Raw genomic sequence first — 24,808 nt, 5'->3', positions numbered from 1 at the left:
CGACGGGCTCAGCGTACGGAGCCCCAGAAGATTCTAGACGTCAGCGGGCGTTTCGGCGAATGAACGCTAGAGCCAGCCGGTAGGACTCGAACCCGAAGCCGGCGATCACGCCGGTGGAGACGGCGGTGAGGACGCTGGTGTGCCGGAACTCCTCGCGGGCGTGCGGGTTGGACAGGTGCACCTCGATCACAGTGCCGCCGGCCTTCGTCACCAGCGAGACGGCGTCGCGCAGCGCGTACGAGTAGTGCGTCCAAGCGCCGGCGTTCAGGATAACGGGGGCGCCGGAGTCGGCTGCCTCGTGCAGCCAGCGCAGCAGCTCGCCCTCGACATCCGTCTGGCGCAGGTCGATGTCCAGCTCGGGTGCGTCCGCGACGAGCTGGGCGCGGAGGTCCTCCAGGGTGCCCGCACCGTACACGTCGGGCTCGCGGGTGCCGAGCCTGCCGAGGTTGGGACCGTTCAGGACGAGGACGGAAGTCATGCCGCTCACCCTACCGGCGCCTCGCCGTCGGCGAGCGGACGGACGCGCACGGCCGACCAGACGTCGTCCACGGCCACGTTGCCGATCGGTCGCCAGCCGAACGCGCCGGCCTCCCGGATGATGGTGTCGCGGTTGAGATCGGCTCTGCCGCCCTTCGGGTACAGGAACCAGACCGCGCGGGCGCCGGTGAGGGCGGGCAGCGCGGTCTCGAACTGCGCCAGGAGCTCGTCGCGACTGCGCACGATCGTCACGGAGACGGCAGCCGCTTCCGGTGCCACCTCGGTCACGCCGTCCGGCAGCGCGCCGATCGCGGCGCGCTCCTCGGGTCCGGCGCCGACGAGGCTCAGGGCGTCGCCCTCCGAGACGAGCAGCTTCTGGGCGACCGTCTTGGCCATCAGGACCCGATCTCCTGGTACGCGGCGAACAGCAGACTCTGGTCGGGCCCCGCGAGCACGGTCGGCCGGCCGATGTCGTCCAGCACGATGAAGCGCAGCAGGCTGCCGCGCGCCTTCTTGTCGCGCTGCATGGTCGCCAGCAGGGTCTGCCAGCGTCCGGCCGGGTAGCTGGTCGGGAGGGTCAGCGACTCCAGGATGCGGCGGTGCCGGTCCACGGCCTCGTCGCTCAAGCGACCGCTCAGCCGGCCGAGTTCGGCGGCGTAGACCATCCCGACGGAGACCGCCGCGCCGTGCCGCCACTGGTAGCGCTCGGCGTGCTCGATCGCGTGGCCCAGGGTGTGACCGTAGTTGAGGATCTCGCGGAGGCCCTGCTCGGTGAAGTCCTCGCCGACCACGCGCGCCTTGATCCCCACCGACAGCTCCACCAAGCGGCGGAACTCGGGCGACTCCGGGTCGGTGGCGACGTCGACGTCGCGCTCGATGATGTCCAGGATCTCCGGCTCGGCGATGAAGCCGTACTTGACGACTTCGGCGAAGCCCGCGAGCAGCTCGTTGCGGCCGAGCGAGGTCAGCGTGTCGAGATCGCAGACCACCGCCGCCGGCGCGTAGAAGGCGCCGACGAGGTTCTTGCCCTCCGCGGTGTTGATGCCGGTCTTGCCGCCGACCGCGGCGTCCACCATCCCGAGCACGGTGGTCGGGACCTGCACCAGCCGGACACCGCGCAGCCAGGTCGCGGCGACGAAGCCGGCCAGGTCGGTGACGGCGCCGCCGCCGAAGCCGATGACGGCGTCCGAGCGGGTGAAGTCGGCCTGGCCCATGATGCCCCACAGGAACGAGGCGACCTCGACACGTTTGGCGGCCTCCGCGTCCGGGACCTCGGCGAGCAGCACCTCGTACTGCCCGAGCAGCGACTCGCGCAGTTCGGCCGCCGCGGCGCCGAGCGTCGGCGGGTGCACGACGAGCAGCTTGCTGACCCCGGTGCCGAGGTGCGCGGCGAGGTCGAACCGGAGGCCGCGCCCGATGACGACCGGATACTGGTTCTCTCCGGCGACGAGGATCTCGGTGGGCTGGTCGGTCATGACTCTCCTTGTTGGGTGCTCTGGCCGCGTTCGCTGCGTCGGCCTTCTTCGACCCAGCGCGCGATCTCCTCCACGATGGTCTCGATCGGCCGGGTCGACGTGTCCGCGGTGTAATCCGCGAGCGATTGGTAGAGCGGGGTGCGCGCCGCCACGAGCCGCTTCCACGACTCCAGGTCGGTGACCAGCGGGCGCTTGCGGTTGGTGATGCGGGCGGCGATCGCCTCCGGCCGCACGGTCAGCAGGACGACCCGCGTCGCGGCCAGGTCGGCCTGCGTGTCCGGGTCGAGCACCGCTCCCCCGCCCAGCGAGACGATGCCCGGGCGGGCGACGGCCTCCGCGACCGCCGCGCGTTCGAGCGCGCGGAAATACGGCTCGCCGTGCTCGGCGAAGATCTCCGCGATGGCGCCGTGCCCGGCCACCACGACCGCGTCGGTGTCCACGAACGGCAGGCCGAGACGTTTGGCCAGGCGCTTGCCCAGCCGCGTCTTGCCCGCCGCCGGCGGACCGATGAGGACGATCGTCACGGGACTCAGGCGTAGGGCGCGCTGACGCGCTCGGTCGCCAGGTTCTGCGGGATGGCGTCGAGGTAGCCGCGGAGGTTGCGCGCCGTCTCGGTCACCGAGTCGCCGCCGAACTTCTCCAGCATCGCGTTCGCGAGCACGAGCGCCACCATCGCCTCCGCGACCACGCCGGCCGCGGGGACCGCACAGACGTCGGAGCGCTGGTGGTGAGCGGGAGCGGCCTCGCTCGTGGCGATGTCGATGGTGCGTAGCGCGTGCGGGACGGTGGCGATCGGCTTCATGCCGGCGCGCACACGCAGCACGCTGCCCGTGCTCATGCCGCCCTCCGTGCCGCCGGCCTTGTCGCTGGTGCGCTGGATGGCGCCCTCCTCGGCCACGAGCTCGTCGTGCGCCTGCGACCCGCGGCGGGTGGTCGTCAGGAAGCCGTCGCCGACCTCCACGCCCTTGATCGCCTGGATGCCCATGAGTGCGGCTGCGAGCTGCGCGTCGAGGCGGCGGTCCCAGTGCACATGCGAGCCGAGCCCCGGCGGGAGGCCGTAGGCGAGCACCTCCACGACGCCGCCGAGGGTGTCACCCTCCTTGTGGGCGTCGTCCACCTCGGCGACCATCCGCTCGGAGGTGGCCGGGTGGAAGCAGCGCAGCGGGTCGGCGTCGAGGGTCGCGACGTCGGCGGGCGTGGGGAGCGGGGCGCCCTCCGGCACGCGCACCGGGCCGATGGACAGCGTGTGGCTGACCAGCGTGACGCCGAGCTCGGCGAGGAACGAGCGGGCGACGGCGCCGAGCGCGACGCGGGCCGCGGTCTCCCGGGCGCTCGCACGCTCCAGGATCGGGCGGGCCTCGTCGAAGCCGTACTTCTGCATGCCGACGAGGTCGGCGTGCCCGGGACGCGGACGCGTCAGGGCGGCGCCGCGGCCGGTGGCGAGCTTCTCCGGGTCGACCGGCTCGGGGCTCATCACGTCGACCCACTTGGGCCACTCGGTGTTGCCGATGCGCAGCGCGATCGGGCTGCCGAGGCTCAGGCCGTGGCGGACGCCGCCGGAGACCTCCAGCGCGTCCTGCTCGAACTTCATCCGCGCACCCCGGCCGTAGCCCAGCTTGCGGCGGGCGAGATCGGCGCGGACGGAGTCCAGCGCGATGGGCACGCCCGCAGGGAGCCCCTCCAGGACGGCGATGAGTTCGGGGCCGTGGGATTCCCCGGCCGTGAGCCAACGAAGCATGCTTCGATTCTGGCACAGCGGCAGGGGGCGGCCTTGCGCCGTTACGGCCGGAGGCGGCCTCCGCTCACTCGGCTTCGCCCTCCACGGAGCCGTCGCCCACCGGCGCGCCCTCCGCGTCGATGCCGACCGCGGCGAGCATGGCCTGCAGCACACCCTCCTCGTCCGGCAGCGGCTGCAACACGTCGCCGGAGACGAAGATGCGCACCTGCAGGAGCGCCTGCTGCGCGAGCATCGCGAGCCCGGAGACGACGCGGCCGCCGACTGCCTGCCAGGACGTCGCGAGCACGCTCGGCCACGGGTCGTATGCGACGTCGAGCAGCACGGCCCTGCGTCGCGTCGAGTCGGTGTAGATCGCCTCGGTGGACGCGCCGCCGGGCAGCGTGCTGATGACGAGTTGCGGCACGTCCAGCGAACGATCGGCCTGCGCGAACGACCGGATCCGGATCATCAGCCCGAGCTGGTGCGCCAGCGGTTCCAGCCAGACACTCTTCTGCAGGTCGCGCACGTGCACGTCCACGCGCTCCGCGCCGAGCTCGGCCGCGGCGACCAGCGCGGAAGCGGCGGTCGCTCCCCCGCCCAGGATGTGGACGTAGCGCGCCTCCTCCAGTCCGGCCGCGGACAGCGCGCGGACGATGCCCGCGACGTCGGTGTTGAAGCCGACGAGGTCGTCGCCGTCGAGGAGGACCGTGTTGGCCACGCCGGTCTGCTCCGCGACCCGGTCGGTCTCGGTGAGCAGCGGGATGACGGACTGCTTGAGCGGCATCGTCAGTGACAGGCCGCGCCACTCCTCGCCCAGGCCGTCGAGGAAGGCGGACAACCCGGCCTCGCTGACGTCGAGCTGGTCGTACGACCAGTCCAGGCCGAGCGCGGCGTAGGCGGCGCGGTGCAGAGCGGGCGACTTGGAGTGGCCGATCGGTGAGCCGAGGACGGCCAGACGTCGCGAGGCGGCGGTGGCCGGGATGACGTCGACGACGACCCCGTCGACGTCCTCGACCTCGATCACGCCGCCCTCGTCCACGGTCTCGATGATCTCCTCGACCTCCACGACCTCGATGACCTCGACGACCACCTCGTCCGCGGCTTCGTGCTCGGGCTCCGGCTCGTCCGCGGCGTCGTCGGAAGCCTCGTCCGCGTCCGCGGCGTCGCCCTCGACCGCAGCCTCGACCTCAGTCTCGGCGTCGTCCTCCAGCGGCTCCTCCTCATCGGCGGCCGCCTCGGCCTCCGCGATCGCCGCCTCCTCGGCCTCGGCCGCGCGCTCGGCCTCCACCAGCTCGGCGATCAGCTCCTCCGCCGACGCCTCCGACACACCGTTCTCGACGGCCGGATCGACCGCGTCCTTCGGCTTCCGCGGTTTCGCCGCCCGGGACTTCGCGGCGGGCCGGGGCTTCGGTGCGTCATTCATAGCCGGGGTTGTCCTTCATCCACTGCTGCCATTTCGCGACAGCAGCCTCGTGCTCCGCCTGCGTGGTCGAGAAGATCGTCTCGCCGGTCTTCAGGTTCCAGGTCACGAAGTACATCCAGGTCCCGTCCGCCGGGTGCGTCACCGCGTTGAGCGCGAGGTCGCCCGGGTTGGAGATCGGCCCGACCGGGAGGCCGGGGTGCGCGTACGTGTTGTACGGGTTGGATGCGTCGGCGCGCTCGGCGTCGGTGGTCGTGACCCGGTCGGTGTGCCCCGTTCCGTAGGCGACGGTCGCGTCGGACTGGAGGTCCCAGCCCTGCGCGAGCCGGTTGAGGAACACGCGCGCGACCTTCGGGTAGTCGTCCTTCAGCCCGGCCTCGCGCTGCACGATCGAGGCGAGGATCACGTCGTTCCAGCGGTCGGCGACCGGCACGCCCGCCTGATCGAGTGCCTGGAAGGACCGGTCAACCATCGTCTTGATGGCGTCGTGCGCGGTGACACCGGGGGCGAACGTGTAGGTCGCCGGGAACAGGAAGCCCTCCAGCGTCTTCGCCTGGGCGGGCAGTCCGAAGTCGGCCGGGTTGGCGGCGGCCTGCTGCAGCTGGGCGAGCGGGATCTTCGTGGCGGTCGCCACGGTCTGCAGCGCGTCCTTCTCCGCAGTGCCCTCGGGGATCACCGCGGTGTTCTGCAACCGGGAGGACGGGTTCTGCAGCGCCGCAAGGGCCGCCTTCGCACTCATCTGCTTCGCCAGCTTGAAGACGCCCGGCTGCCAGACGATCTGCGGCTGCTGGTGCAGCACGAGCGTGTAGAACGCGTCGTAGCTCTTCGTCACGCCCGCCTTCTTCAGGTTCGTCGCGATCGAGCTGCCGTCGTCGCCCGCCTTGATCGTGAACGTCACGGAGCCGGTGCCGTTACCGGTGTAGTCGTTGTTCTGCGGCATGACCTTCGCGACGAGCGCCGCGACCTGCGGCTGGAACGCCATGAAGCCGCCCGCCCCGAGCCCGCCGAGTACCAGCACGACGACGAGGATGATGACGAGCCGCTTCAGCCAGTGCCGCTTGCGCTTGGGCGCCGGCTCGTGCGAGAGGTAGTTCTGCTGACGCCAGGCGAGCGGCGACTCGCCGCGCCCGCCGCCGGACGTGTCCTCGCCGTGGCCGGCCAGCGACGCGAAGATCGCGTGGGCCGAGTCGTCGAACCGCCCGTGATCGTGGGCCGCGGCGCCGTGGGCCGCCTCGTGGCGCGCGGACGCTCCGACGGGCTCGCGCTCGGCGCGCGCCGCGTCGACCGGCACGGGTCCGGTCACAACGGATTCGAAGTCCAGCCCGTCCAGCGTCTCGCGGTTCGCCGGAGTCTCGGCGGGAGGCGGCGTCCACGGACCCGGGGTCTGCGGGTTGCGCGCGTCGGCATCCCGCGCGGGCTGGTCCGTGACCCGACGCGGATCCTGCGGCGCCTGAGGGGCGGCATCCTGACGAGCCGCTTCCGGCGCCTGAGCCCGCTGAGCCTCCTCGGCCTCCCTGGCCTGGCGCGCCTCGCGCCTGGTCATCGGCTGCTGCCGGTTCACGGCCGGGAAGACGGGCGGGTCCGGCTTCTCCTGCGGGTTCTGCGACAAACTAGGGTCCAATGCTCGGTTCGACGGGGTGGCCCGGCGGACGGCCTGAAGCGCGCTCCGCGTCGAGGGCGTGCTGCAAAATTATCGTGGCGGCCACCTGATCCACCACCGGACGCGCGCTTTTCGAGTTCTTGCCCGACGCCCGGAGCGCCGAGTGCGCCGAGACGGTCGACAGACGTTCGTCCACCAACCGCACCGGCACGTGCACCTCGGCGTCGAGCGCTTCCGCGAAGGCGACGGCGTCCGCCGTCGACGCGGTGTGCGCACCCGAGAGCGCCAGAGGCAACCCGACGATAATCTCGAAAACTCCGAGTTCGGTCACAATCTCCGCGATCCTGCGACGATCCGCAGCGTCCTCGGAGCGGGCTACCGTCTCCACCGGAGTCGCCAGCATCCCGTGGAGGTCGGACCGGCTCACGCCGACCCGCACCTTCCCGACGTCGATGCCGAGCCGCACTCCGTTGCGCACGCGCTAACCGATCGCCGAGACCACCGCGGACAGCGCGGCCGGGATCGCGTCCGCGTCCGTGCCGCCGCCCTGCGCCAGGTCGGCCTTGCCGCCTCCGCCGCCGCCGAGCACGCCCGACGCCGTCTTCGCCAGAGCGCCCGCGTTCACGCCGGCGTCGCGCGCGGCCTGGTTGGTCGCCACGATCACGACGGGCTTGCCCGCCGCGCGCGCCGCGAGGGCGACGGCTGCCGGGTCCGAGCCGAGCCGCTCGCGGACGGTCGTCGCCAGCAGACGCAGATCGTCGGCCGAGTTGAGCGTGCCGGCGTCCTCGGCGACCACGGTGACCGCGCCGCGACGGGAGGCCGACTCCAGCAGTCCGGGCACCTTGTCGAGAACCGCGCGGGCCTCGAACGCCTGGATGCGCTTCTCGGCGGCCTTCAGGTTCGCCATCAGGTCGGCGATCTTCTCCGGGAGCTGCTCGCGCGGTGTCTTCAGAGCGCCGGAGAGCTGCGAGACGATCGTGCGCTCGACGGCGAGGTCCTGGAAGGCCTCCAGGCCGACCAGCGACTCCACGCGGCGGTTGGTCGAGCCGACCGACGACTCGCTGACCAGGTTGATCATCCCGATCTCCGCGCTGGTCGACACGTGCGTTCCGGCGCAGAGCTCGCGCGACCACGGCCCGCCGATGTCGACCACGCGGACGACGTCGCCGTACTTCTCGCCGAACAGCGCCATCGCGCCGAGCGCCTTGGCCTCGGCCAGCGGCAGCTCGCGCGTCGTCACCTGCAGGTTGTCGCGGATCGCGTTGTTGGAGATCTCCTCGATCTCGCTGCGGGTCTCCGGCGACAGCGCCTGGTTCCAGGAGAAGTCGAGGCGGAGGTAGCCGGCCTTGTTGAACGAGCCGGACTGGTGCGCGTTGGGGCCGAGCACCTGGCGCAGCGCCGCGTGAATGATGTGGGTGCCGGAGTGCGCCTGCTTGGCGCCGCGGCGGTACTCCGCGTCCACCAGGCTGGTCGCCGGAGCGCCGACGCCGACCTCGCCGCTGCGGACGAGCACCTTGTGGCTGATCAGACCCTTCACCGGCTTCTGCACGTCGAGCACGTCGAGCTCGTAGCCCGGGCCGACGATGGTGCCCGCGTCGGCGTCCTGACCGCCCGACTCCGCGTACAGCGCGGTCGCGCCGAGGATGACCTCCGCGACCTGGCCCTCGCGCGCAGCGTTCACCGACCGGCCGTCGACGATCAGGCCGAGCACGCTCGACTCCGTCTCGAGGTCGGTGTAGCCGGTGAAGACCGTCTCGCCCTGCGCGCGGAACGCGCTGTAGACCGACAGGTCGGCGAGGGCGGTCTTCTTCGCCTTGGCGTCCGCCTTCGCGCGGGCGCGCTGGTCGGCCATCAGGGTGTCGAACGCGGCGCGGTCGACGCTGAGGCCGGCCTCCTCCGCCATCTCCAGGGTGAGGTCGATCGGGAAGCCGTAGGTGTCGTGCAGCAGGAACGCGGTGTCGCCGGCGAGCTCATCCTTGCCCGCGCCCTTGGTGTTCGCCACGGCGGTGTCGAGGATGCTCGTGCCGGACACGAGCGTGCGGAGGAAGGTCTCCTCCTCCGCATAGGCGAGCTGCGAGGTGCGCGCGAACTCGGCCTCCACCTCGGGGTAGGCCGCCTTCATGGCGTCGCGGGAGGCCGGGAACAGCTCGGGGAACGTCGCGCTCTCGACGCCGAGCAAGCGCATCGCCCGCACCGTGCGGCGCAGCAGGCGGCGAAGCACGTAGCCGCGGCCCTCGTTGGACGGCGTGACGCCGTCCGTCATGAGCATGAGTGCGCTGCGGACGTGGTCGGCGATGACGCGGAGACGGACATCGTCCTCATGCGCCTCGTTGCCGTACGGCTTGCCCGCCAGCTCCGCTGCGCGGTCGAGCACAGGACGGACCTGGTCGATCTCGTACATGTTGTCGACGCCCTGCTTGATGAACGCGACGCGCTCCAGGCCGAGGCCGGTGTCGATGTTCTTCTTCGGCAGGTCGCCGAGGATCTCGAAGTCCTTCTTGCCGGTCCCCTCACCGCGGAGGTACTGCATGAAGACGAGGTTCCAGATCTCGACGTAGCGGTCATCGTCCGTCGCCGGGCCGCCGTCGACGCCGTACGCGGGGCCGCGGTCGAAGAAGATCTCCGAGCAGGGGCCGGCGGGGCCGGGCTGACCGGTCGACCAGTAGTTGGTGTCCTTGCCGAGACCCTGGATGCGCTCGGCCGGGAGGCCGGCCACGCGGCTCCAGATCTCGCGGGCCTCGTCGTCCTCCTCGTACACCGTGACCCAGAGGTCCTTCGGGTCGAAGCCGAGGCCGCCCTCGTCCTCGGACAGGGTGAGCAGGTCCCAGGCGAACGTGATCGCCTGCTCCTTGAAGTAGTCGCCGAACGAGAAGTTGCCGCACATCTGGAAGAACGTGCCGTGGCGAGGGGTCTTGCCGACCTCCTCGATGTCCAGGGTGCGGATGCACTTCTGGACGCTGGTCGCGCGCGGGAAGGGCGCGGGGACGACACCCGTCAGGTACGGGACGAACGGCACCATCCCGGCCACGGTGAACAACAGCGACGGGTCGTCGCTGACGAGCGAGGCGGACGGGACGACGGTGTGACCGCGCGTGGCGAAGAAGTCGAGCCAGCGGCGGTGGATTTCAGCAGTCTGCATGGTTTCCGGTCGATCGAGGGGTGGAGCGGGGAGACGAGGTCGGAAAGGGCGGGAGGTCAGTCGCCGTCGATGGCCGAGCGGAGCTCGGCTTCGCGCTGACGGTAGCCGTCCGAGACGGCCTCGCCGAAGTCGCGCGCCTTCCTGTCGAGCGTGCCGAAGAACTCGCGACCCTTGGGGGTCTCGTTGACCTTGTGGGCGACGACGAAGCCGAGAGCCACGCCGATCAGGAGCCACAGGAAACTCTTCATTGCCGGATCTTCCCTCCCTGGTTGCGCGCGTTCAGCGCGCTCGCGCAAGTCTAGTCCGCCTGGCGGCGGGATCGTCGGGAGGCCCCCGGCACCCGAAGGGCGGCACGGACGGCCGCGCTGAAGCCCGCCAGCTTGATCAGCGGACCGCCGACCGTGGCGGCGAAGAGTGCCACGAGCGCCGACACGTTGCCCGTGACGTCGGCGACGTTCTTGGTGATCGTGTCGACCCGGGCGAGCTGCTTGTTCGTCTCCTGCAGGGTGGTCGCCGTCTCCTCCAGGATCGGCGTGATGCCGTCGCTGGCCTCCTTGATGGCGTCACGGGTGGAGTCGAGCACGCGGCCGAGTTTCAGCAGCGGAACGGCGATGAATCCCACCAGGACGGCGAACACGGCCGCCGCGATCAGTCCTGCGATGTCGCCTGCGGACATGTCGGCCCCCTCCATTCCGTGACGGGCATACGACCACCAGCGTACGGGAAACCGGTCCGGGATGGACCCCGACAGACGAGAAACGGGGCCGCGGCCGAAGCCGCGACCCCGTTCTGCGGGAGTCTCGCTCGCCTTAGCGGGCGGCGTAGTACTCGACGACCAGCTGAACCTCGCAGGTGACGGGGACCTCGACGCGCTTCGGGCGGCGCACGAGGCGGGCCTGGAGCTTGTCGAGCTCGACGTCGAGGTAGGCCGGGACCTTGGGGAGGACGTCGACGTGACCGCCGGCGGCCGCGACCTGGAAGGGCTCGGTGCCCTCGGAGCGGGCCTTGACGTGGATGAGCTGACCCGGCTTCACGCGGAAGGACGGGCGGTCGACGAGCTTGCCGTCGACCATGATGTGACGGTGCACCACGAACTGGCGGGCCTGGGAGATCGTGCGGGCGAAGCCGGCGCGGAGCACCAGGGCGTCGAGACGCATCTCGAGGAGCTCGACCAGGTTCTCACCGGTCAGGCCCTGCGTGCGGCGGGCCTCCTCGAACGCGATGCGGATCTGCTTCTCGAGGATGCCGTACTGGGCGCGCAGACGCTGCTTCTCGCGCAGACGCACGGCGTAGTCGGAGTCCTGCTTGCGCTTGGTGCGGCCGTGCTCACCGGGAGCGTAGGGACGCTTCTCCATGTAGCGGGCGGCCTTCGGGGTCAGGGCGATGCCCAGGGCCCGCGACTCGCGGGTCTTGCTGCGGGAACGTGAAGACACGGTTTCCTTTCGGTTTTCTCTCTACGAATGTTGGTCGCAGGGCACACAGGGGTGCGCTGCGCAGGGTCTTTCACCTGCAAGAGAGAGGGATTCACGCCAGGGACGCCCGGCTACAGGGCCTGTCCCGTCGAAAGCGCGTTCCGGGCAGCCGCACCCTGAACACGCTTCTAGGCCTGACGATTCTAGCAGACCCCGGGGTCAGCGTCCGCGCACGATGCGGCGCAGCTTCGCCAGCCGTGCGGCGACATCGCGCTCGTTGCCGTGCTCGGTCGGCGCGTAGTAGGTGGTGTCGGCCAGCTCGTCGGGGAGGTACTGCTGCTGGAGCACGCCGAGAGCGTCGTCGTGCGGGTACTTGTAGCCCTTGCCGTGGCCGAGTCGCTTGGCGCCGGGATAGTGCGCGTCGCGGAGGTGCTTGGGCACGCGCCCGATCTTGCCGGCGCGCACGTCGGCGATCGCCGCGTCGAGCGCCATGTACGCCGCGTTCGACTTCGGTGCGGTGGCGAGGTGGACGACGGCCTGCGCGAGCGGGATGCGCCCCTCGGGCATCCCGATGTACTGCACCGCGTCGGCGGCGGCGATCGCGACGACGAGCGCCTGCGGGTCCGCCATCCCGATGTCCTCGGAGGCCGAGACGATGATTCTGCGGGCGATGAATCGCGGGTCCTCCCCCGCCTCGATCATCCGAGCCAGATAGTGCAGCGCCGCGTCGACGTCCGAGCCGCGGACCGATTTGATGAAGGCGCTGATGACGTCGTAGTGCTCGTCGCCGTTGCGGTCATAGCGCAGCAGGGCGCGGTCGACCGCCTGCGCCACCAGCTCCGCGGTGATGACCGGCTTCTTCTTGGACGTCGCCGGAGTCGCCGACGCGGCCGTGACGGAGGCGGCCTCCAACGCGGTCAGCGCGCGCCGGGCGTCGCCGGAAGCCAGCCGGATGAGCACGGCCCTGGCCTCGTCCTCCACCGTGTACTGACCGCCCAGCCCGCGATCGTCCGCGACGGCGCGGTCGATGACCACGCCGAGGTCCTCGTCGCTCAGCGTCTCCAGCGTGAGCAGCAGCGAGCGCGACAGCAGCGGCGAGATGACCGAGAAGGACGGGTTCTCGGTGGTGGCGGCGACCAGGATCACCCAGCCGTTCTCGACGCCGGGCAGGAGGGCGTCCTGCTGCGCCTTGGTGAACCGGTGGATCTCGTCGAGGAAGAGGACGGTCGAGACGCCGTAGAGGTCGCGGGTCGAGAGCGCCTCGTCCATCACCAGCCGCACGTCCTTCACGCCGGCGGTGACCGCGGACAGCTCCACGAAACGCCGCCCGGACGAGTGCGCGATGGCCTGCGCGAGCGTGGTCTTGCCGGTGCCGGGCGGCCCCCACAGGATCACGGACACGGAACCGCTCTGCCCGTCCTTGTCGGAGGCCAGCGCGACGAGCGGGGAACCGGGCCGCAGCAGGTGGCGCTGCCCGGCGACCTCGTCCAGCGACTTCGGCCGCATGCGCACGGCGAGAGGCGTCGCTCCCGTCCGGAGCCCAGGTTGCACATCGACCACCCGACAAGAGTAGTCGCCGCCACCGACATCGGAGTCAGGACGCGGGACGTCCGCCCCGCGCGCGGACCGATTCCAGCGCGTTGGTTTGGGCGCTCATAGCCGCGCCGGATAGGGTTCGTGCAGCATCCATCCCGCCGCGCGGCATCCGTCGGCGACGATGGCATCCATCCCCCGCTCGACGGCGCCCCCGGAGGACAGACGTGGCACCCAGCAAGCAGAACGACCGCGAGGCGCGACAGGCGCGCGAGCGCCTCCGCGCATATCAGGCGCGGCAGACGGTGCACGAGGAGAAGGTCAAGCGCCGCAAGCGGGACAACTGGGTCGCAGGCATCGCCGTGCTCGTGATCGTCCTGCTCGCGATCGGCACGCAGCTCCTCTTCTTCGCGAGGCCCGCCGCCACCAGCGCGTCGGCCTCCCCGTCGCCCTCCCCTCGTCGTCGGCCGCCGCGGGCGTTCCGTCCCAGAGCATCGCCGAGGGCCGCACCTGGACGGGCGACCTCACGATCAACGGCATCAAGCTCGGGGTCTCGCTGGACGGCAAGGCGGCGCCCCAGGCCGTCTCCTCGACCATCGCGCTGACGCAGAAGAAGTTCTACGACGGACTCACCTGCCACCGTCTCACCAACGGCGGCTTCTACGTACTGCAGTGCGGCGACCCGAACGGCGACGGCAGCGGCGGCCCCGGCTACTCGTACGGCCCGGTCGAGAACGCGCCGAAGGACGACAAGTATCCGGCGGGGACCATCGCCATGGCGCGCCAGAGCGGCAACGCGAACAGCCAGGGCAGCCAGTTCTTCATCGTGTACAAGGACACCACCATCCCCTCCGACGCGGCCGGCGGCTACACGGTCATCGGGAAGATCACGAGCGGGCTCGACACGCTCAACTCCGAGGTCACCTCCAAGGGCGTCCAGGGCGGCAGCAGTGACGGCAAGCCCGCCGTCGCGACGAAGATCGACGGCTTCACGCTGCAGTGATCACGGCGTGTGCAATAGGCTGATTCCCAACGTGGCACCGCAAGCAAGGTGAGGCTCTTGGCTACTTCTGAACAGCACCCCTGGGGTCGCGTCGACGAGACCGGCACCGTGTACGTCCGTGAGGGCGATGACGAGCGCGCCGTCGGCGAGTACCCGGACGGCACTCCGGAGGAGGCGATCGCCTACTTCGAGCGCAAGTACACCGACCTCGCCGGCCAGGTCGGCCTTCTGGAGCAGCGCGCCCGCCGCGGCGCTCCGGCGGCCGACGTCGCCAAGTCCGTCGCGAGCCTGCGCAGCTCGGTCGAAGGTGCGAACGCCGTCGGCGACCTCGCGTCGCTGATCACCCGGCTGGACGCCCTCGGCGGCACCGTCGAGGAGCTCACCGAGCAGCAGAGCGCCGAGGCCAAGGCCGCGCTGGAGCAGGCCGTCGCCGACCGCACCGCGATCGTCGAGCAGGCCGAGGCTCTCGCCGCGCAGGATCCGGCCCGCACGCAGTGGAAGCAGACCACCGCCGAGCTCGACGCGCTCTTCGCGAGCTGGCAGGCGCACCAGCACGACGGCCCGCGCCTCCCCAAGAACGAGGCGAACGAGCTGTGGAAGCGGTTCCGCGCCGCGCGCTCGACCATCGAGCACAACCGCAAGGCCTTCTTCGCGGAGCTGGACAACCAGCACCGCGACGTCCGCGCCCGCAAGAACGCCCTCATCGAGCAGGCCGAGCGCCTCGTGCCGCTCGGCGCGGACGGGGTCCCGGAGTACCGGCGCCTGCTCGACCAGTGGAAGCTGGCCGGCCGCGCGGGCAAGAAGAACGACGACGCGCTCTGGGCGCGGTTCAAGGCGGCGGGCGACGCGATCTACTCGGCCAAGGCCGAAGTCGACGCGCGCGACAACGTCGAGTACGAGGAGAACCTCACGCTCAAGCTCGCGCTGCTCGAGGAGGCGGAGCCGCTCCTGAAGGAGAAGGACCGCGAGACCGCGCGCGCCAAGCTGCTCTCCATCCAGGAGCGCTGGGACGCCATCGGGCGCGTGCCGCGCGAACAGGTGCGCCCCATCGAGGACCGGCTCCGCAAGGTCGAGGCGGCCGTGCGCCGACTGGACGAGGAGCACTGGGAGCGCAACAACCCCGAGAAGAAGGCGCGCTCCGAGGGGCTGGCCAGCCAGCTCAACGCGGCGATCGCCAAGCTGGAGCAGGAGCTCGAGGATGCCAAGGCCAGCGGCGACTCCGCCAAGGTCAAGGCCGCCCAGGAGGCACTCGACGCCCGCAAGGTGTGGCTGGACGCGCTCGGCTGAGCCGTGCCCTCGGCTGCGGTTTGTTCTCCACAGCCCGTGTGATCGGCTGAGTACTCCACGGATTCGCCGACCGTTGTCCGCGAGGGCTGCGGTCGGCGGAGGCTGGACGCATGACGACAGCCACTCCGCTCCTCCTCGACAGAAACGTCCTCCCGCTCGCCGAGCTCTTCTCACTCGTGCTCGACGGGCAGCTCTACCGGGTCGGCGACGCGTTCGCAGCTACGGACATCCCTGATACCCCGTCCCTGCGTGCGCAGGTCTTCGCGGCGTTGCGTCCGGGGAGCACGGTCGCCGACCGCGGCACCGCGGCCTGGATCCACGGAACCCGGTCGATGCCCCCGGTGCGACCGCAGGTGTGCGTCGACCGCGGTCGCCGCGGCCGCGTCTCGCCCGACTTCGACGCGCAGCAGCACCGGCTGAGCGACGGCGAGGTCGTCGAACTGAGCGGCGTGCGGGTGACGGCACCCCTGCGTACGGCGGCCGACCTGATGCTGACGCTCCCCCGGTTCGGGCCGCCGGAGGCCCTGGAAGTCCGTCACCTGCTCGAGCTCGGGCGTGCCTCGCCCGACCGCCTCGGCGCCCACCTCGCCCGGTCGCACCGGCACGGAGCGACGCGGGCGCTCACTCGGATGCCCGTGGTCGAGCGGACGGAGCTGCCGGCTCCGGTCAGCCGGCGCTGACCCGGTAGACGTCGTAGACGCCGTCGATCCGGCGCACGGCATTGAGCACGCGGTCGAGGTGGGTGGTGTCGCCCATCTCGAAAACGAAGCGGCTCAGCGCCAGCCGGTTGCTCGACGTCGTGACCGTCGCAGAGAGGATGTTGACATGGTGCTCGGACAGCACGCGCGTGACGTCGGAGAGCAGACCGGAGCGGTCCAGGGCCTCCACCTGGATCTGCACCAGGAAGACGCTCTTCGAGCTCGGCGCCCACTCCACGTCGATCATGCGGTCGGGCTCCTGCAGCAGCGACTGCACGTTGTGGCAGTTCGCCTGGTGCACGGAGACGCCCTGACCACGGGTCACGAACCCGACGATCGGGTCGCCAGGAACCGGCGTGCAGCACTTGGCGAGCTTCACCAGGATGTCGGGCGCACCGCGGACCAGCACGCCGGAGTCACTGTTGCGGAGCTGTTTCGGCCGGCCCTTGACCGGGATGTCCAGCTCGCCGTCGGACTCGACCTCGCTCTGCAGGGAGGCCACGATCTTCTCGATCACCGACTGCGTCGAGATGTGGCCCTCGCCGACCGAGGCGTACAGCGACGAGACGTCGGGGTGCTTGAGCGAGGACGCGACCTCCACGAGGGCGTCCTGCGTCATCAGCTTCTGCAACGGCAGATTCTGTTTGCGCATCGCCCGGGCGATGGCGTCCTTGCCCTGCTCGATCGCCTCGTCGCGGCGCTCCTTGGTGAACCACTGGCGGATCTTGTTGCGGGCCCGCGGGCTCTTGACGAAGTTCAGCCAGTCCTGGCTCGGCCCGGAGTCCGGGTTCTTGGAGGTGAAGATCTCGACGACGTCGCCGGTCGAGAGCGTGCTCTCCAGCGGCACCAGCCGGCCGTTCACCTTGGCGCCCATCGTGCGGTGACCGACCTCGGTGTGCACGGCGTAGGCGAAGTCGACCGGAGTCGCGCCGGCGGGCAGGCCGATCACGCGGCCCTTCGGCGTGAAGACGTAGACCTCCTTCGCGCCGATCTCGAACCGCAGCGAGTCGAGGAACTCCGACGGGTCGGCCGTCTCGGCCTGCCAGTCGGAGATGTGCGCGAGCCACGCCAGGTCGGTGTCCACCTTGCCGGGACCCCCAGCGCTCTTCCCTGTGGTCTGCTCCTTGTACTTCCAGTGCGCCGCGACACCGAACTCGGCCCGCTGGTGCATCTCCTCGGTGCGGATCTGGATCTCGACCGGGCGGCCCTGCGGACCGATCACGGTCGTGTGCAGCGACTGGTACAGGTTGAACTTCGGCGTGGCGATGTAGTCCTTGAAGCGGCCCGGCATCGGCGTCCAGCGTGCGTGGATGGAGCCGAGCACGGCGTAGCAGTCGCGCACCGTGTTGACGAGCACGCGGATGCCGACCAGGTCGTAGATGTCGTCGAACTCACGACCGCGCACGACCATCTTCTGGTAGATCGAGTAGTACTGCTTCGGCCGGCCGACCACCTTGCCGCGGATCTTCGCGGTCTTGAGGTCGTCGTTGATCGCGTCGATCACCTGCTGCACGAGACGCTCGCGCTCAGGCGTGCGCTGCTTCACCAGGCTCTCGATCTCCGCGTAGAGCTTGGGATAGAGCACCGCGAACGAGAGGTCTTCCAGCTCCCACTTGATCGTCTGGATGCCGAGCCGGTGGGCGAGCGGGGCGTAGATCTCGAGCGTCTCGGTCGCCTTGCGGGTGGCGTTGGCGGCCGGGACGAAGCCCCAGGTCCGCGCGTTGTGCAGGCGGTCGGCCAGCTTGATGATCAGCACGCGGATGTCCTTCGACATCGCGACGATCATCTTGCGGACGGTCTCGGCCTGCGCGCTGTCGCCGTACTTGACCTTGTCGAGCTTGGTGACGCCGTCGACCAGCATCGCGATCTCGTCGCCGAACTGATCCCGAAGCTCGTCCAGCGTGTAGGACGTGTCCTCGACCGTGTCGTGCAGCAGGGCGGCGGCGATGGTCTTGGCGCCGATACCGAGGTCGGCGATGATCTGCGCGACGGCGACCGGATGGGTGATGTAGGGCTCGCCGGAGCGGCGCTTCTGACCATCGTGGGCGCGTTCGGCGACCGCGTAGGCGCGCTCGATCAGGGAGAGGTCGGCCTTCGGGTGGTGCATGCGCACCGTGCGGATCAGAGTGTCGACCGCGCCGGCGGGCTGGGCGCGGGAGAAGATCCGCGGGACGAGACGGCGCAGCGAGGCGGACTGCGGTGTCGTCGTGTCAACCATCTTCTCGCCTCCTGTCGTCCATTATCGTCGCTGTTCGCGCACTCCCGTTCACGGGGGCGGCGCGACCGGCGCTCAGGCGGACGCTCCCGGGGGTCGATCAGGCTCGGAAACGGGGCCGCGGGACTCACCCGGGGCGGAGATCGGACCACCCGACGCCTGCCAGGCGACCATGCCGCCGGCGACGTTCGCGGCGGGATAGTCCGCCTGGAGCAGCGCGTCGGTCACTCGACGGGATCGGCCGCCGACGGCGCAGATCACCAGGATCTGCTGGTCCTCCGGGAGCTCGCCCTGACGCAGGCCGAGCTCGCCCATCGGGATGTGATGGGCGGCCGGCGCGTGGCCGGACTCCCACTCGTAGCCCTCGCGGACGTCGAGCAGCCAGGCCGCTCCGGCGTCCACGAGTTCGCGCGCACGCGCGGCACTCACCTCGTCCTCCGACAGGTAGCGACCGCTCATGCGCCGACGCTACTCGGCCGGAACCGGCTCGGTCGTGGCGACCGCGGCCTTGGGGCGGATCGAGCGGACCTTCTGGTCGTGCTTCTTGATCGCGGCCTCGCCCTCGCGGAACTGCGAGTACATCGGCGCGGCCAGGAAGATCGTCGAGTACGTGCCGACGATGATGCCGATCAGCAGCGCGAGCGAGATATCGCGCAGCGTCGCGGCGCCGAAGGCGTACGCACCGATGAAGAGGATCGACGCGACCGGCAGCACAGCGACGACGGCTGTGTTGATCGAGCGGACGAGGGTCTGGTTCACCGCCAGGTTCACCGCCTCCGGGAACGTGCGCCGGGTGAGCTCCAGCTCCTCGCGCGTGTTCTCGCGGATCTTGTCGAACACCACGACGGTGTCGTACAGCGAATAGCCGAGGATCGTCAGGAAGCCGATCATCGTCGCGGGCGACACCTCGAAGCCGACGAGGGCGTAGATCCCCGCGGTGATGATGAGGTCGTGGAAGAGCGAGACGATCGCGGACGCCGACATCTTCCACGTTCGGAAGTAGAGCGCCATCGCGATGAACGCCAGCAGCAGGAACACCACGAGACCCTGGATGGACTGCTGCGTCACGTCCGCGCCCCACGAGGGGCCGATGAACGTGGACGAGACCTCGGACGACGAGACGCCGTAGGCCGTGGCCAACGCGTCGGCGACGGCCTTGGTCTGGGTATCGGAGAGCTGGTCGGTCTGGACCTGGATGGCGTTGTTGCCGACGACGCTGACGTGCGAGATCGCGTTGGGCACGACGCTCGCGACGGCGTTCTGCGCCTTCGTCGTGTCGGTGCTCTGCACCTGGCTGATCTGGAACTGCGATCCGCCGCGGAACTCGATCGAGAAGTTGAACCCGCCCTTGACGATCGGGACCAGGATCGAGAGCGCGACCAGCACGATCGCGATGGTGTACCAGATCTTTCGCTTGCCGACGAAGTCGAACGAGCGCGCGCCGGTGTAGAGGTCGTTGCCGAACTTGGTGAGGCGGCTGGCCATCAGTTGTCCTTCCCGTCGGTCGAGCGATCCGATGACGAGGAGGTCGAGGCGGAGGCGAGCTCCGCCGCCTTGCGCTCGGCGATCGTCTGGCGGCGTGCCGCCTCCCCGCTGCTGCGGGCGGCCTTGCCGGCGCCCACGAGCTCGGGCTGCGGCGCACGGAACCGGGCCGCGCCGCGGTACACCGCACCCAGCGCGTCCGGGTCGAGGCCGGAGAGCGGGTGGCCGCTGCTGAAGAAGCGAGTCTTCGCCAGGAGCTGGAGCGTCGGGTGAGTGAACAGGAGCACCACGATCACGTCGATGATGGTCGTCAGGCCCAGCGTGAACGCGAAGCCGCGCACGTTGGCCGCCGCCAGCACATACAGCACCACGGCCGCGAGGAGGTTGGTCGCCTTGGAGGCGTAGATCGTGCGGCGTGCACGGCCCCAGCCCGCCTCCACCGCGGATTCGAGACTGCGCCCGTCGCGCAGCTCATCTCGTATTCGCTCGAAGTAGACGATGAACGAGTCCGCTGTGAAGCCGATCGCGACGATCAGACCGGCGACGCCCGCGAGCGAAAGCCGGTAGTCGTAGTGCCACGACATCAGCGAGATGGTGAGCCAGGTCAGCGTGCCGGCCACGACGAGCGAGAAGATCGTCACGAGCCCGAGCAGGCGGTACTGGAAGAACGTGTAGATCGCGACCAGGATCAGACCGATCAGACCGGCGATCAGCCCGCTGATGAGCTGCGAGGTTCCGAGCGTGGCCGAGATGTCGTCCTGGCTCTGCACCTTGAAGCTGAACGGCAGCGCGCCGAACTTGAGCTGGTCGGCGAGGGTCTTGGCGCTCTGCTCGGTGAAGTTGCCCGAGATCTGCGGCTTGCCGTCCGTGATCACCGCGTTGGTGGTCGGCGCCGAGATGACCCGGCCGTCCAGGACGATCGCGAACTGGTTCTGGGCGCCCTGCAGCGCGTTCAGGCGGGTCGTGACCGCTGCGAACTGCTTGGTGCCGGTGGCGTCGAAGACGATGTTGACCGCCCACTGGCCCGTCGTCACGCCCTGCGAGCTCGACATCAGGCCGGCGCTCGCGTCGGAGATGTTCTGGCCCTTCACCTCGACAGGGCCGAGCAGGTACTTGACCGTGTTGTTGTCGTCGCAGGTGATCAGCGGCTTGTCCGTCGGAGCCGCGCTGAGGTCCTTGTTCTTGTTCGCGGCGCACGAGAACGCGTCGAACTCCGCCTGCAGCGCAGGCGTCACCCAGGCCAGGTCACTGCCGTTCGTCGGCTTGGTGGACGGCGTGGACTGCAGACCGGGCGCCGGGCTGGGCGCGGGGGTCGACTTGCCGTCGGCGCCCACGACCTCGTTGGTCGGGCCGCTGGTCTGCAGGACGGGCCGGAAGTCGAGCCGCGCGCTGGCCTTGACGCGGTCGAGCGTCTGCTGGTCGGGCTTGCCCGGCAGCGACACCACGATGTTGCGCGAGCCCTCGGTGGAGATCTGCGCCTCGGAGACACCCGACGCGTCGATGCGCTGCCGGATGATCGAGACCGCCTGGTCGAGCTGCTGCTGCTGCACCGCCTGACCGTTCTCGACCTGCGGGGCGAGGATGATCTGGGTGCCGCCCTCGAGGTCGAGCGCGAGCTTGGGCAGCCACGTCGCATTGCTGAACAGGACGCCGGCCGTGAGGGTCCCGAGCAGGACCACCACGAGGACACCGAGCCATGTCAACGAACGCCAGGCTTTTTTGACCGGGGTCGACTTTGCCACCTAGGAACTCAGCTTTCTACGAGCGATCCGCGCACCCAGTCGGCGCGCGGAGCACAGGGATGCTATCAGTCGTCGCTCTTCGCGCCGGGCTTCTTCGGCGCGTCGTCCACCCGCTCGCCGAATTCCGGAGCGGACGAGTCGGCCGGAATGGCGTGGTCCTCGTTGAGCTCCGGGCCGGCGACCTCGGTGTCGTCGATCTCGGGGGTCTTCGGCTCCACGACGCGCGCGAGCACCTGGCGGTGCACCTTCACGACATGGCCCGGGCTGGTCTCGATGACGGCGGTGTTGTCGTCCTCGTCGACGGACAGCAGGGTGCCGTACAGGCCGAAGTTGGTCATCACCTCGGCGCCGGGCACCATCTTCGAACGCGTCTCATCCTGCTCCTTGCGCCGCTTGCGGCTGTTTCGGAACATGAAGAAGACGAGGGCCGCCAAAATGACGACCATCACAATGGTCAACGGATCCATGAAGAAAAGCCGAACCTTCCGGTGAAGTCAAGGGGGTGTGGCGAATGGCCAGCTTGAATTATAGGTCATCCATCAGGGACGGTTGCTGTGAGTGCCCTTGTCGTTCGCCGCCAAGCCGGGGTCCGGGCAGCCCGAAGTGCCGCCAGGCCGCCGGCGTGGCGACGCGTCCGCGCGGCGTTCTCGACAGCAGCCCGATGCGCACCAGGAACGGCTCGACGACCGACTCGATGGTCTCCGCCTCCTCGCCGACCGACACCGCGAGCGTGTTGAGGCCGACCGGGCCGCCCTCGAAGCGCTCCAGGATGGCGTGCAGCACGGCGCGGTCGAGGCGGTCGAGGCCGAGCGCGTCGACGTCGTAGAGCTCGAGCGCGGCGCGCACCGCCTCCAGGTCGGCGCGGCGGCCGTGGACGAGCGCGTAGTCCCGCACCCGGCGCAGCAGCCGGTTGGCGATGCGCGGGGTCCCCCGGCAGCGCCCGGCGATCTCCGCCAGAGCGGAACGGTCGATCTCGAAGTCGAGCATCACGGCCGCGCGGGACAGCACCTGGGTGAGTTCGGTCTCGTCGTAGAACTCCAGGTGGGCGGTGAATCCGAAGCGGTCGCGCAGCGGGTTGGGCAGCAGGCCAGAGCGGGTGGTCGCGCCGACGAGCGTGAACGGCGCGAGGTCGAGCGGGATGGACGTGGCGCCCGCGCCCTTGCCGACCATGATGTCGATGCGGAAGTCCTCCATCGCGAGGTAGAGCATCTCCTCCGCCGAGCGCGCCATGCGGTGGATCTCGTCGATGAACAGCACCTCGCCCGGCATCAACGACGACAGCAGGGCCGCGAGGTCGCCGGCGTGCTGGATGGCGGGGCCGCTGGAGAGCCGGAGCGGCCGCTCGCTCTCGTGCGCGACGATCATGGCGAGCGTGGTCTTGCCGAGCCCGGGAGGGCCGGCCAGGAGGATGTGGTCGGCCGTGCGCTCCTGCATCTTCGCGGCCGTCAGCAGAAGCTGGAGCTGACCGCGGACCTTCGCCTGCCCGACGAACTCGGACAGCGTGCGCGGCCGCAGCGCGCCCTCGAAGGCGAGCTCGGACTCCGACTCGAGCTCCGGCGCGGTGAGGTCGTCGCTCATCGGTTCGTCCCGGTCGCCGCGCCGGCGCCGGCCGGCCCGAGGCGCGCGAGCGAGAGCCGAAGCAGGGCCTGGACGGAGTCGCGCGCGCCCTCGTCGGTCTCGGCCACGACGTCGGATACGGCCTCCGCCGCGATCTTCTCGGGCCAGCCGAGGCCGACCAGCGCGACGATCACGCTGTCGGGGACGGCGGAGGGCGTTCCCTTCGTCTTCACAGCACGCGCGGGCGCACGCCGTGCGGCGGCGAGCTTGCCGGTGAGCGAGACGACGATGAGCTTGGCGGTCTTGGGGCCGATCCCCGATACCTTGCGGAACGGCGCGTCGTCGTCGGCCGCGACCGCGTCGGCGACCTGATCGGGGCTGAGCACCGACAGCACGCCGATCGCGGACTTCGGGCCGACTCCCGAGACCCCGGTGAGCAGCTCGAAGACCTGGAGCTGGTCGAGATCGGCGAAGCCGAAGAGCTGGAGGGCGTCCTCCCGGACGATTAGCGACGTGAACACGAACGCCTCGTCGCCGACGCGCAGCGAGAGCACATGGTCGGGAGTGAGCGTCACGGCGAAGCCGACGCCCCCCACCTCGATCACGGCGGCGCCGCCGCTCGCAGAGAGGACGGTGCCGCGGAGGGAGGAGATCACCTGGCCAGCCTACGGGGAACGGCCGACGTCCGGGCGGAGCGCTCGGCGGCGAGCCACGCGGCCTGCGCCGGAGTCTGAGCGGCGGTCTGCGCTGCGCCCGCAGCTCCCCCGTCGGTCGCGGGAGCGCCGCGCCAGGCGTGACAGATCGCGATGGCGAGTGCGTCCGCGGCGTCCGCCGGCTTCGGCGCCTCGGCCAGCCCGAGGATGCGCGCGACCATCGCCTGCACCTGCTTCTTATCGGCCGAGCCGTACCCGGTGATCGCCGCCTTGACCTCGCTCGGCGTGTGCAGCGCCACCCGGAGGCCGCGGCGCGCGGCGGCGTGCAGCGCGACGCCGCTCACCTGGGCGACGCCCATCACCGTGCGGAGGTTGTGCTGCGCGAACACGCGCTCGATCGCCACCACGTCCGGGCGGTGGGCGTCGAGCAGCTCGTCGATGCCGGTGCCGACCGCCAGCAGCCGCTGTTCCAGGGGCATGTCCGCCGGCGTGCGGATGACCGTGACCTCCACGAGGGCGGCCTTCCGGTCCGGACGGACGTCCACGACGCCGACGCCGCAGCGCGTGAGACCCGGGTCGATGCCGAGCACCCGGATCGTCATGGCGGCGCCTTACTCGTCGTCTTCGAGCTGCGCCTGCACCTCGGGCGTGAGGTCGAGGTTCGTGTAGACGTTCTGCACGTCGTCCGAGTCCTCCAAGGCGTCGATGAGGCGGAAGACCTTGCGCGCCAGCTCGGCGTCCGCCTCCACGTTGACCGTCGCGACGAATTCGGCGTCGGCCGAGTCGTAGTCGATGCCGGCCTCCTGCAGCGCGGTGCGCGCGGCGACCAGGTCGCTGGCCTCGGTCAGGACCTCGAAGCTCTCGCCGCGGTCGGTGACCTCCTCGGCGCCCGCGTCGAGAACGGCGGTGAGGACCGTGTCCTCGTCCACGCCGTCGGCGTGCGGGACGACGATGACGCCCTTGCGGTGGAAGTTGTACGCCACACTGCCCGGGTCGGCCATCGTGCCGCCGTTGCGCGTCATCGCGGTGCGGACCTCGGCGGCGGCACGGTTCTTGTTGTCGGTGAGGCACTCGATCATGAGAGCGACGCCGCCCGGGCCGTAGCCCTCGTACATGATGGTCGTGTACTCGATCGACTCGCCGGTCAGGCCGGCGCCGCGCTTGATGGCGCGGTCGATGTTGTCGTTGGGGACCGAGGTCTTCTTGGCCTTCTGGACCGCGTCGACCAGGGTCGGGTTGCCGGACATGTCCGCGCCGCCGGTCTTCGCCGCCACCTCGATGTTCTTGATGAGCTTGGCGAACGACTTCGCGCGGCGGGCGTCGATGACGGCCTTCTTGTGCTTGGTCGTTGCCCACTTGGAATGCCCGGACACTGGTGCTCCCTCGAGTTGCGGTTGA

25 protein-coding genes are annotated in these 24,808 nt (G+C 70.3%); 3 read left to right on the top strand and 22 right to left on the bottom strand.

Annotated elements, in window-relative coordinates:
• Positions 1-40: 40 nt before the first annotated feature.
• The 13 genes from ACR5MH_RS02870 to ACR5MH_RS02810 form a co-directional block, all read right to left on the bottom strand.
• Complete coding sequence (locus ACR5MH_RS02870) at positions 41-478, bottom strand: type II 3-dehydroquinate dehydratase (protein WP_431350057.1); 438 nt, start codon at positions 476-478, stop codon at positions 41-43.
• 5 nt (positions 479-483) lie between these two features.
• The gene (locus ACR5MH_RS02865; RefSeq protein WP_431350058.1) at positions 484-873 is read right to left on the bottom strand and encodes a hypothetical protein; all 390 of its coding nucleotides are present in this window, start codon (positions 871-873) and stop codon (positions 484-486) included.
• Positions 873-1,952, bottom strand: coding sequence for a 3-dehydroquinate synthase (gene aroB, locus ACR5MH_RS02860; RefSeq protein WP_431350059.1), 1,080 nt, complete (start codon positions 1,950-1,952; stop codon positions 873-875). Before aroB ends, ACR5MH_RS02865 begins: the two co-directional genes overlap by 1 nt.
• Complete coding sequence (locus tag ACR5MH_RS02855) at positions 1,949-2,476, bottom strand: shikimate kinase (RefSeq protein ID WP_433862262.1); 528 nt, start codon at positions 2,474-2,476, stop codon at positions 1,949-1,951. Before ACR5MH_RS02855 ends, aroB begins: the two co-directional genes overlap by 4 nt.
• Before the next feature lie 5 nt (positions 2,477-2,481).
• Complete coding sequence (gene aroC / locus ACR5MH_RS02850) at positions 2,482-3,690, bottom strand: chorismate synthase (RefSeq protein WP_431350060.1); 1,209 nt, start codon at positions 3,688-3,690, stop codon at positions 2,482-2,484.
• Positions 3,691-3,754: 64 nt separating this feature from the next.
• Entirely contained in the window at positions 3,755-5,092 is a 1,338-nt protein-coding gene (locus ACR5MH_RS02845) for a shikimate dehydrogenase (protein ID WP_433862261.1), read from the bottom strand.
• A complete protein-coding gene (gene mltG, locus ACR5MH_RS02840) occupies positions 5,085-6,710 on the bottom strand; it encodes an endolytic transglycosylase MltG (protein WP_431350063.1) in 1,626 nt (541 codons plus the stop codon). Before mltG ends, ACR5MH_RS02845 begins: the two co-directional genes overlap by 8 nt.
• Positions 6,700-7,155, bottom strand: coding sequence for a Holliday junction resolvase RuvX (gene ruvX, locus ACR5MH_RS02835; protein WP_433862260.1), 456 nt, complete (start codon positions 7,153-7,155; stop codon positions 6,700-6,702). Before ruvX ends, mltG begins: the two co-directional genes overlap by 11 nt.
• Positions 7,156-7,170: 15 nt before the next feature.
• Positions 7,171-9,828 (bottom strand): alanine--tRNA ligase, encoded by a 2,658-nt coding sequence (alaS, locus tag ACR5MH_RS02830; RefSeq protein WP_431350065.1) that lies wholly within the window; start codon positions 9,826-9,828, stop codon positions 7,171-7,173.
• A 56-nt stretch (positions 9,829-9,884) separates the two neighbouring features.
• Complete coding sequence (locus ACR5MH_RS02825) at positions 9,885-10,076, bottom strand: hypothetical protein (RefSeq protein WP_431350066.1); 192 nt, start codon at positions 10,074-10,076, stop codon at positions 9,885-9,887.
• A 50-nt stretch (positions 10,077-10,126) separates the two neighbouring features.
• Positions 10,127-10,504 carry a DUF948 domain-containing protein gene (locus tag ACR5MH_RS02820; protein ID WP_431350067.1) on the bottom strand — a complete coding sequence of 126 codons (378 nt, stop codon included), beginning with the start codon at positions 10,502-10,504 and terminating at the stop codon, positions 10,127-10,129.
• 133 nt (positions 10,505-10,637) lie between these two features.
• The gene (gene rpsD, locus ACR5MH_RS02815) at positions 10,638-11,261 is read right to left on the bottom strand and encodes a 30S ribosomal protein S4 (protein ID WP_431350068.1); all 624 of its coding nucleotides are present in this window, start codon (positions 11,259-11,261) and stop codon (positions 10,638-10,640) included.
• Between the two features lie 198 nt (positions 11,262-11,459).
• Complete coding sequence (locus ACR5MH_RS02810) at positions 11,460-12,800, bottom strand: replication-associated recombination protein A (RefSeq protein WP_433862259.1); 1,341 nt, start codon at positions 12,798-12,800, stop codon at positions 11,460-11,462.
• 157 nt (positions 12,801-12,957) lie between these two features.
• On the opposite strand from ACR5MH_RS02810, the gene ACR5MH_RS02805 reads away from it, so the two are divergent.
• The 3 genes from ACR5MH_RS02805 (at position 12,958) to ACR5MH_RS02795 (ending at position 15,743) form a co-directional block, all read left to right on the top strand.
• Positions 12,958-13,776, top strand: a complete 819-nt coding sequence (locus ACR5MH_RS02805; protein ID WP_431350069.1) for a peptidylprolyl isomerase — start codon at positions 12,958-12,960, stop codon at positions 13,774-13,776.
• Positions 13,777-13,833: 57 nt separating this feature from the next.
• Positions 13,834-15,063: a DUF349 domain-containing protein gene (locus tag ACR5MH_RS02800; protein ID WP_431350070.1), complete on the top strand. Its 1,230-nt coding sequence runs from the start codon at positions 13,834-13,836 to the stop codon at positions 15,061-15,063.
• Positions 15,064-15,173: 110 nt separating this feature from the next.
• The gene (locus ACR5MH_RS02795) at positions 15,174-15,743 is read left to right on the top strand and encodes a type IV toxin-antitoxin system AbiEi family antitoxin (protein WP_431350071.1); all 570 of its coding nucleotides are present in this window, start codon (positions 15,174-15,176) and stop codon (positions 15,741-15,743) included.
• Here ACR5MH_RS02795 and ACR5MH_RS02790 read toward each other — a convergent pair.
• The 9 genes from ACR5MH_RS02790 to ACR5MH_RS02750 form a co-directional block, all read right to left on the bottom strand.
• The gene (locus ACR5MH_RS02790) at positions 15,730-17,979 is read right to left on the bottom strand and encodes a RelA/SpoT family protein (RefSeq protein WP_431350072.1); all 2,250 of its coding nucleotides are present in this window, start codon (positions 17,977-17,979) and stop codon (positions 15,730-15,732) included. The genes ACR5MH_RS02795 and ACR5MH_RS02790 overlap by 14 nt on opposite strands.
• Before the next feature lie 72 nt (positions 17,980-18,051).
• On the bottom strand, positions 18,052-18,435 hold the full coding sequence (locus ACR5MH_RS02785) for a rhodanese-like domain-containing protein (protein ID WP_431350073.1): 384 nt from the start codon (positions 18,433-18,435) through the stop codon (positions 18,052-18,054).
• Positions 18,436-18,444: 9 nt separating this feature from the next.
• On the bottom strand, positions 18,445-19,461 hold the full coding sequence (secF, locus tag ACR5MH_RS02780; RefSeq protein ID WP_431350074.1) for a protein translocase subunit SecF: 1,017 nt from the start codon (positions 19,459-19,461) through the stop codon (positions 18,445-18,447).
• Positions 19,461-21,161, bottom strand: a complete 1,701-nt coding sequence (gene secD, locus ACR5MH_RS02775; RefSeq protein ID WP_431350075.1) for a protein translocase subunit SecD — start codon at positions 21,159-21,161, stop codon at positions 19,461-19,463. Before secD ends, secF begins: the two co-directional genes overlap by 1 nt.
• A gap of 104 nt (positions 21,162-21,265) precedes the next feature.
• Positions 21,266-21,667: a preprotein translocase subunit YajC gene (gene yajC, locus ACR5MH_RS02770; RefSeq protein WP_431350076.1), complete on the bottom strand. Its 402-nt coding sequence runs from the start codon at positions 21,665-21,667 to the stop codon at positions 21,266-21,268.
• 58 nt (positions 21,668-21,725) lie between these two features.
• The gene (ruvB, locus tag ACR5MH_RS02765; protein ID WP_431350077.1) at positions 21,726-22,778 is read right to left on the bottom strand and encodes a Holliday junction branch migration DNA helicase RuvB; all 1,053 of its coding nucleotides are present in this window, start codon (positions 22,776-22,778) and stop codon (positions 21,726-21,728) included.
• A complete protein-coding gene (gene ruvA, locus ACR5MH_RS02760) occupies positions 22,775-23,413 on the bottom strand; it encodes a Holliday junction branch migration protein RuvA (protein WP_433862258.1) in 639 nt (212 codons plus the stop codon). The genes ruvB and ruvA overlap by 4 nt, the downstream gene beginning before the upstream one ends.
• Entirely contained in the window at positions 23,410-24,006 is a 597-nt protein-coding gene (gene ruvC, locus ACR5MH_RS02755; protein ID WP_431350152.1) for a crossover junction endodeoxyribonuclease RuvC, read from the bottom strand. The genes ruvA and ruvC overlap by 4 nt, the downstream gene beginning before the upstream one ends.
• Positions 24,007-24,021: 15 nt before the next feature.
• Positions 24,022-24,783, bottom strand: a complete 762-nt coding sequence (locus ACR5MH_RS02750) for a YebC/PmpR family DNA-binding transcriptional regulator (protein ID WP_431350078.1) — start codon at positions 24,781-24,783, stop codon at positions 24,022-24,024.
• Positions 24,784-24,808: the final 25 nt, after the last annotated feature.

The organism is Streptomyces sp. L7, from assembly GCF_050990935.1.
In the GTDB taxonomy this organism is placed as follows: Bacteria; Actinomycetota; Actinomycetes; order Actinomycetales; family Microbacteriaceae; genus Leifsonia.
The sequence above is the reverse complement of the archived record's forward strand: the minus strand, read 5'-3'. Positions and strand labels throughout refer to the sequence as shown.

Coding starts and splice junctions, on each gene's coding strand:
- ACR5MH_RS02870 (WP_431350057.1), bottom strand. CDS start 478: ATGACTTCCGTCCTCGTCCTGAACGGTCCCAACCTCGGCAGGCTCGGC.
- ACR5MH_RS02865 (WP_431350058.1), bottom strand. CDS start 873: ATGGCCAAGACGGTCGCCCAGAAGCTGCTCGTCTCGGAGGGCGACGCC.
- aroB (WP_431350059.1), bottom strand. CDS start 1,952: ATGACCGACCAGCCCACCGAGATCCTCGTCGCCGGAGAGAACCAGTAT.
- aroC (WP_431350060.1), bottom strand. CDS start 3,690: ATGCTTCGTTGGCTCACGGCCGGGGAATCCCACGGCCCCGAACTCATC.
- ACR5MH_RS02845 (WP_433862261.1), bottom strand. CDS start 5,092: ATGAATGACGCACCGAAGCCCCGGCCCGCCGCGAAGTCCCGGGCGGCG.
- alaS (WP_431350065.1), bottom strand. CDS start 9,828: ATGCAGACTGCTGAAATCCACCGCCGCTGGCTCGACTTCTTCGCCACG.
- ACR5MH_RS02825 (WP_431350066.1), bottom strand. CDS start 10,076: ATGAAGAGTTTCCTGTGGCTCCTGATCGGCGTGGCTCTCGGCTTCGTC.
- ACR5MH_RS02820 (WP_431350067.1), bottom strand. CDS start 10,504: ATGTCCGCAGGCGACATCGCAGGACTGATCGCGGCGGCCGTGTTCGCC.
- ACR5MH_RS02805 (WP_431350069.1), top strand. CDS start 12,958: ATGGCATCCATCCCCCGCTCGACGGCGCCCCCGGAGGACAGACGTGGC.
- ACR5MH_RS02795 (WP_431350071.1), top strand. CDS start 15,174: ATGACGACAGCCACTCCGCTCCTCCTCGACAGAAACGTCCTCCCGCTC.
- ACR5MH_RS02790 (WP_431350072.1), bottom strand. CDS start 17,979: ATGGTTGACACGACGACACCGCAGTCCGCCTCGCTGCGCCGTCTCGTC.
- ACR5MH_RS02785 (WP_431350073.1), bottom strand. CDS start 18,435: ATGAGCGGTCGCTACCTGTCGGAGGACGAGGTGAGTGCCGCGCGTGCG.
- secF (WP_431350074.1), bottom strand. CDS start 19,461: ATGGCCAGCCGCCTCACCAAGTTCGGCAACGACCTCTACACCGGCGCG.
- yajC (WP_431350076.1), bottom strand. CDS start 21,667: ATGGATCCGTTGACCATTGTGATGGTCGTCATTTTGGCGGCCCTCGTC.
- ruvB (WP_431350077.1), bottom strand. CDS start 22,778: ATGAGCGACGACCTCACCGCGCCGGAGCTCGAGTCGGAGTCCGAGCTC.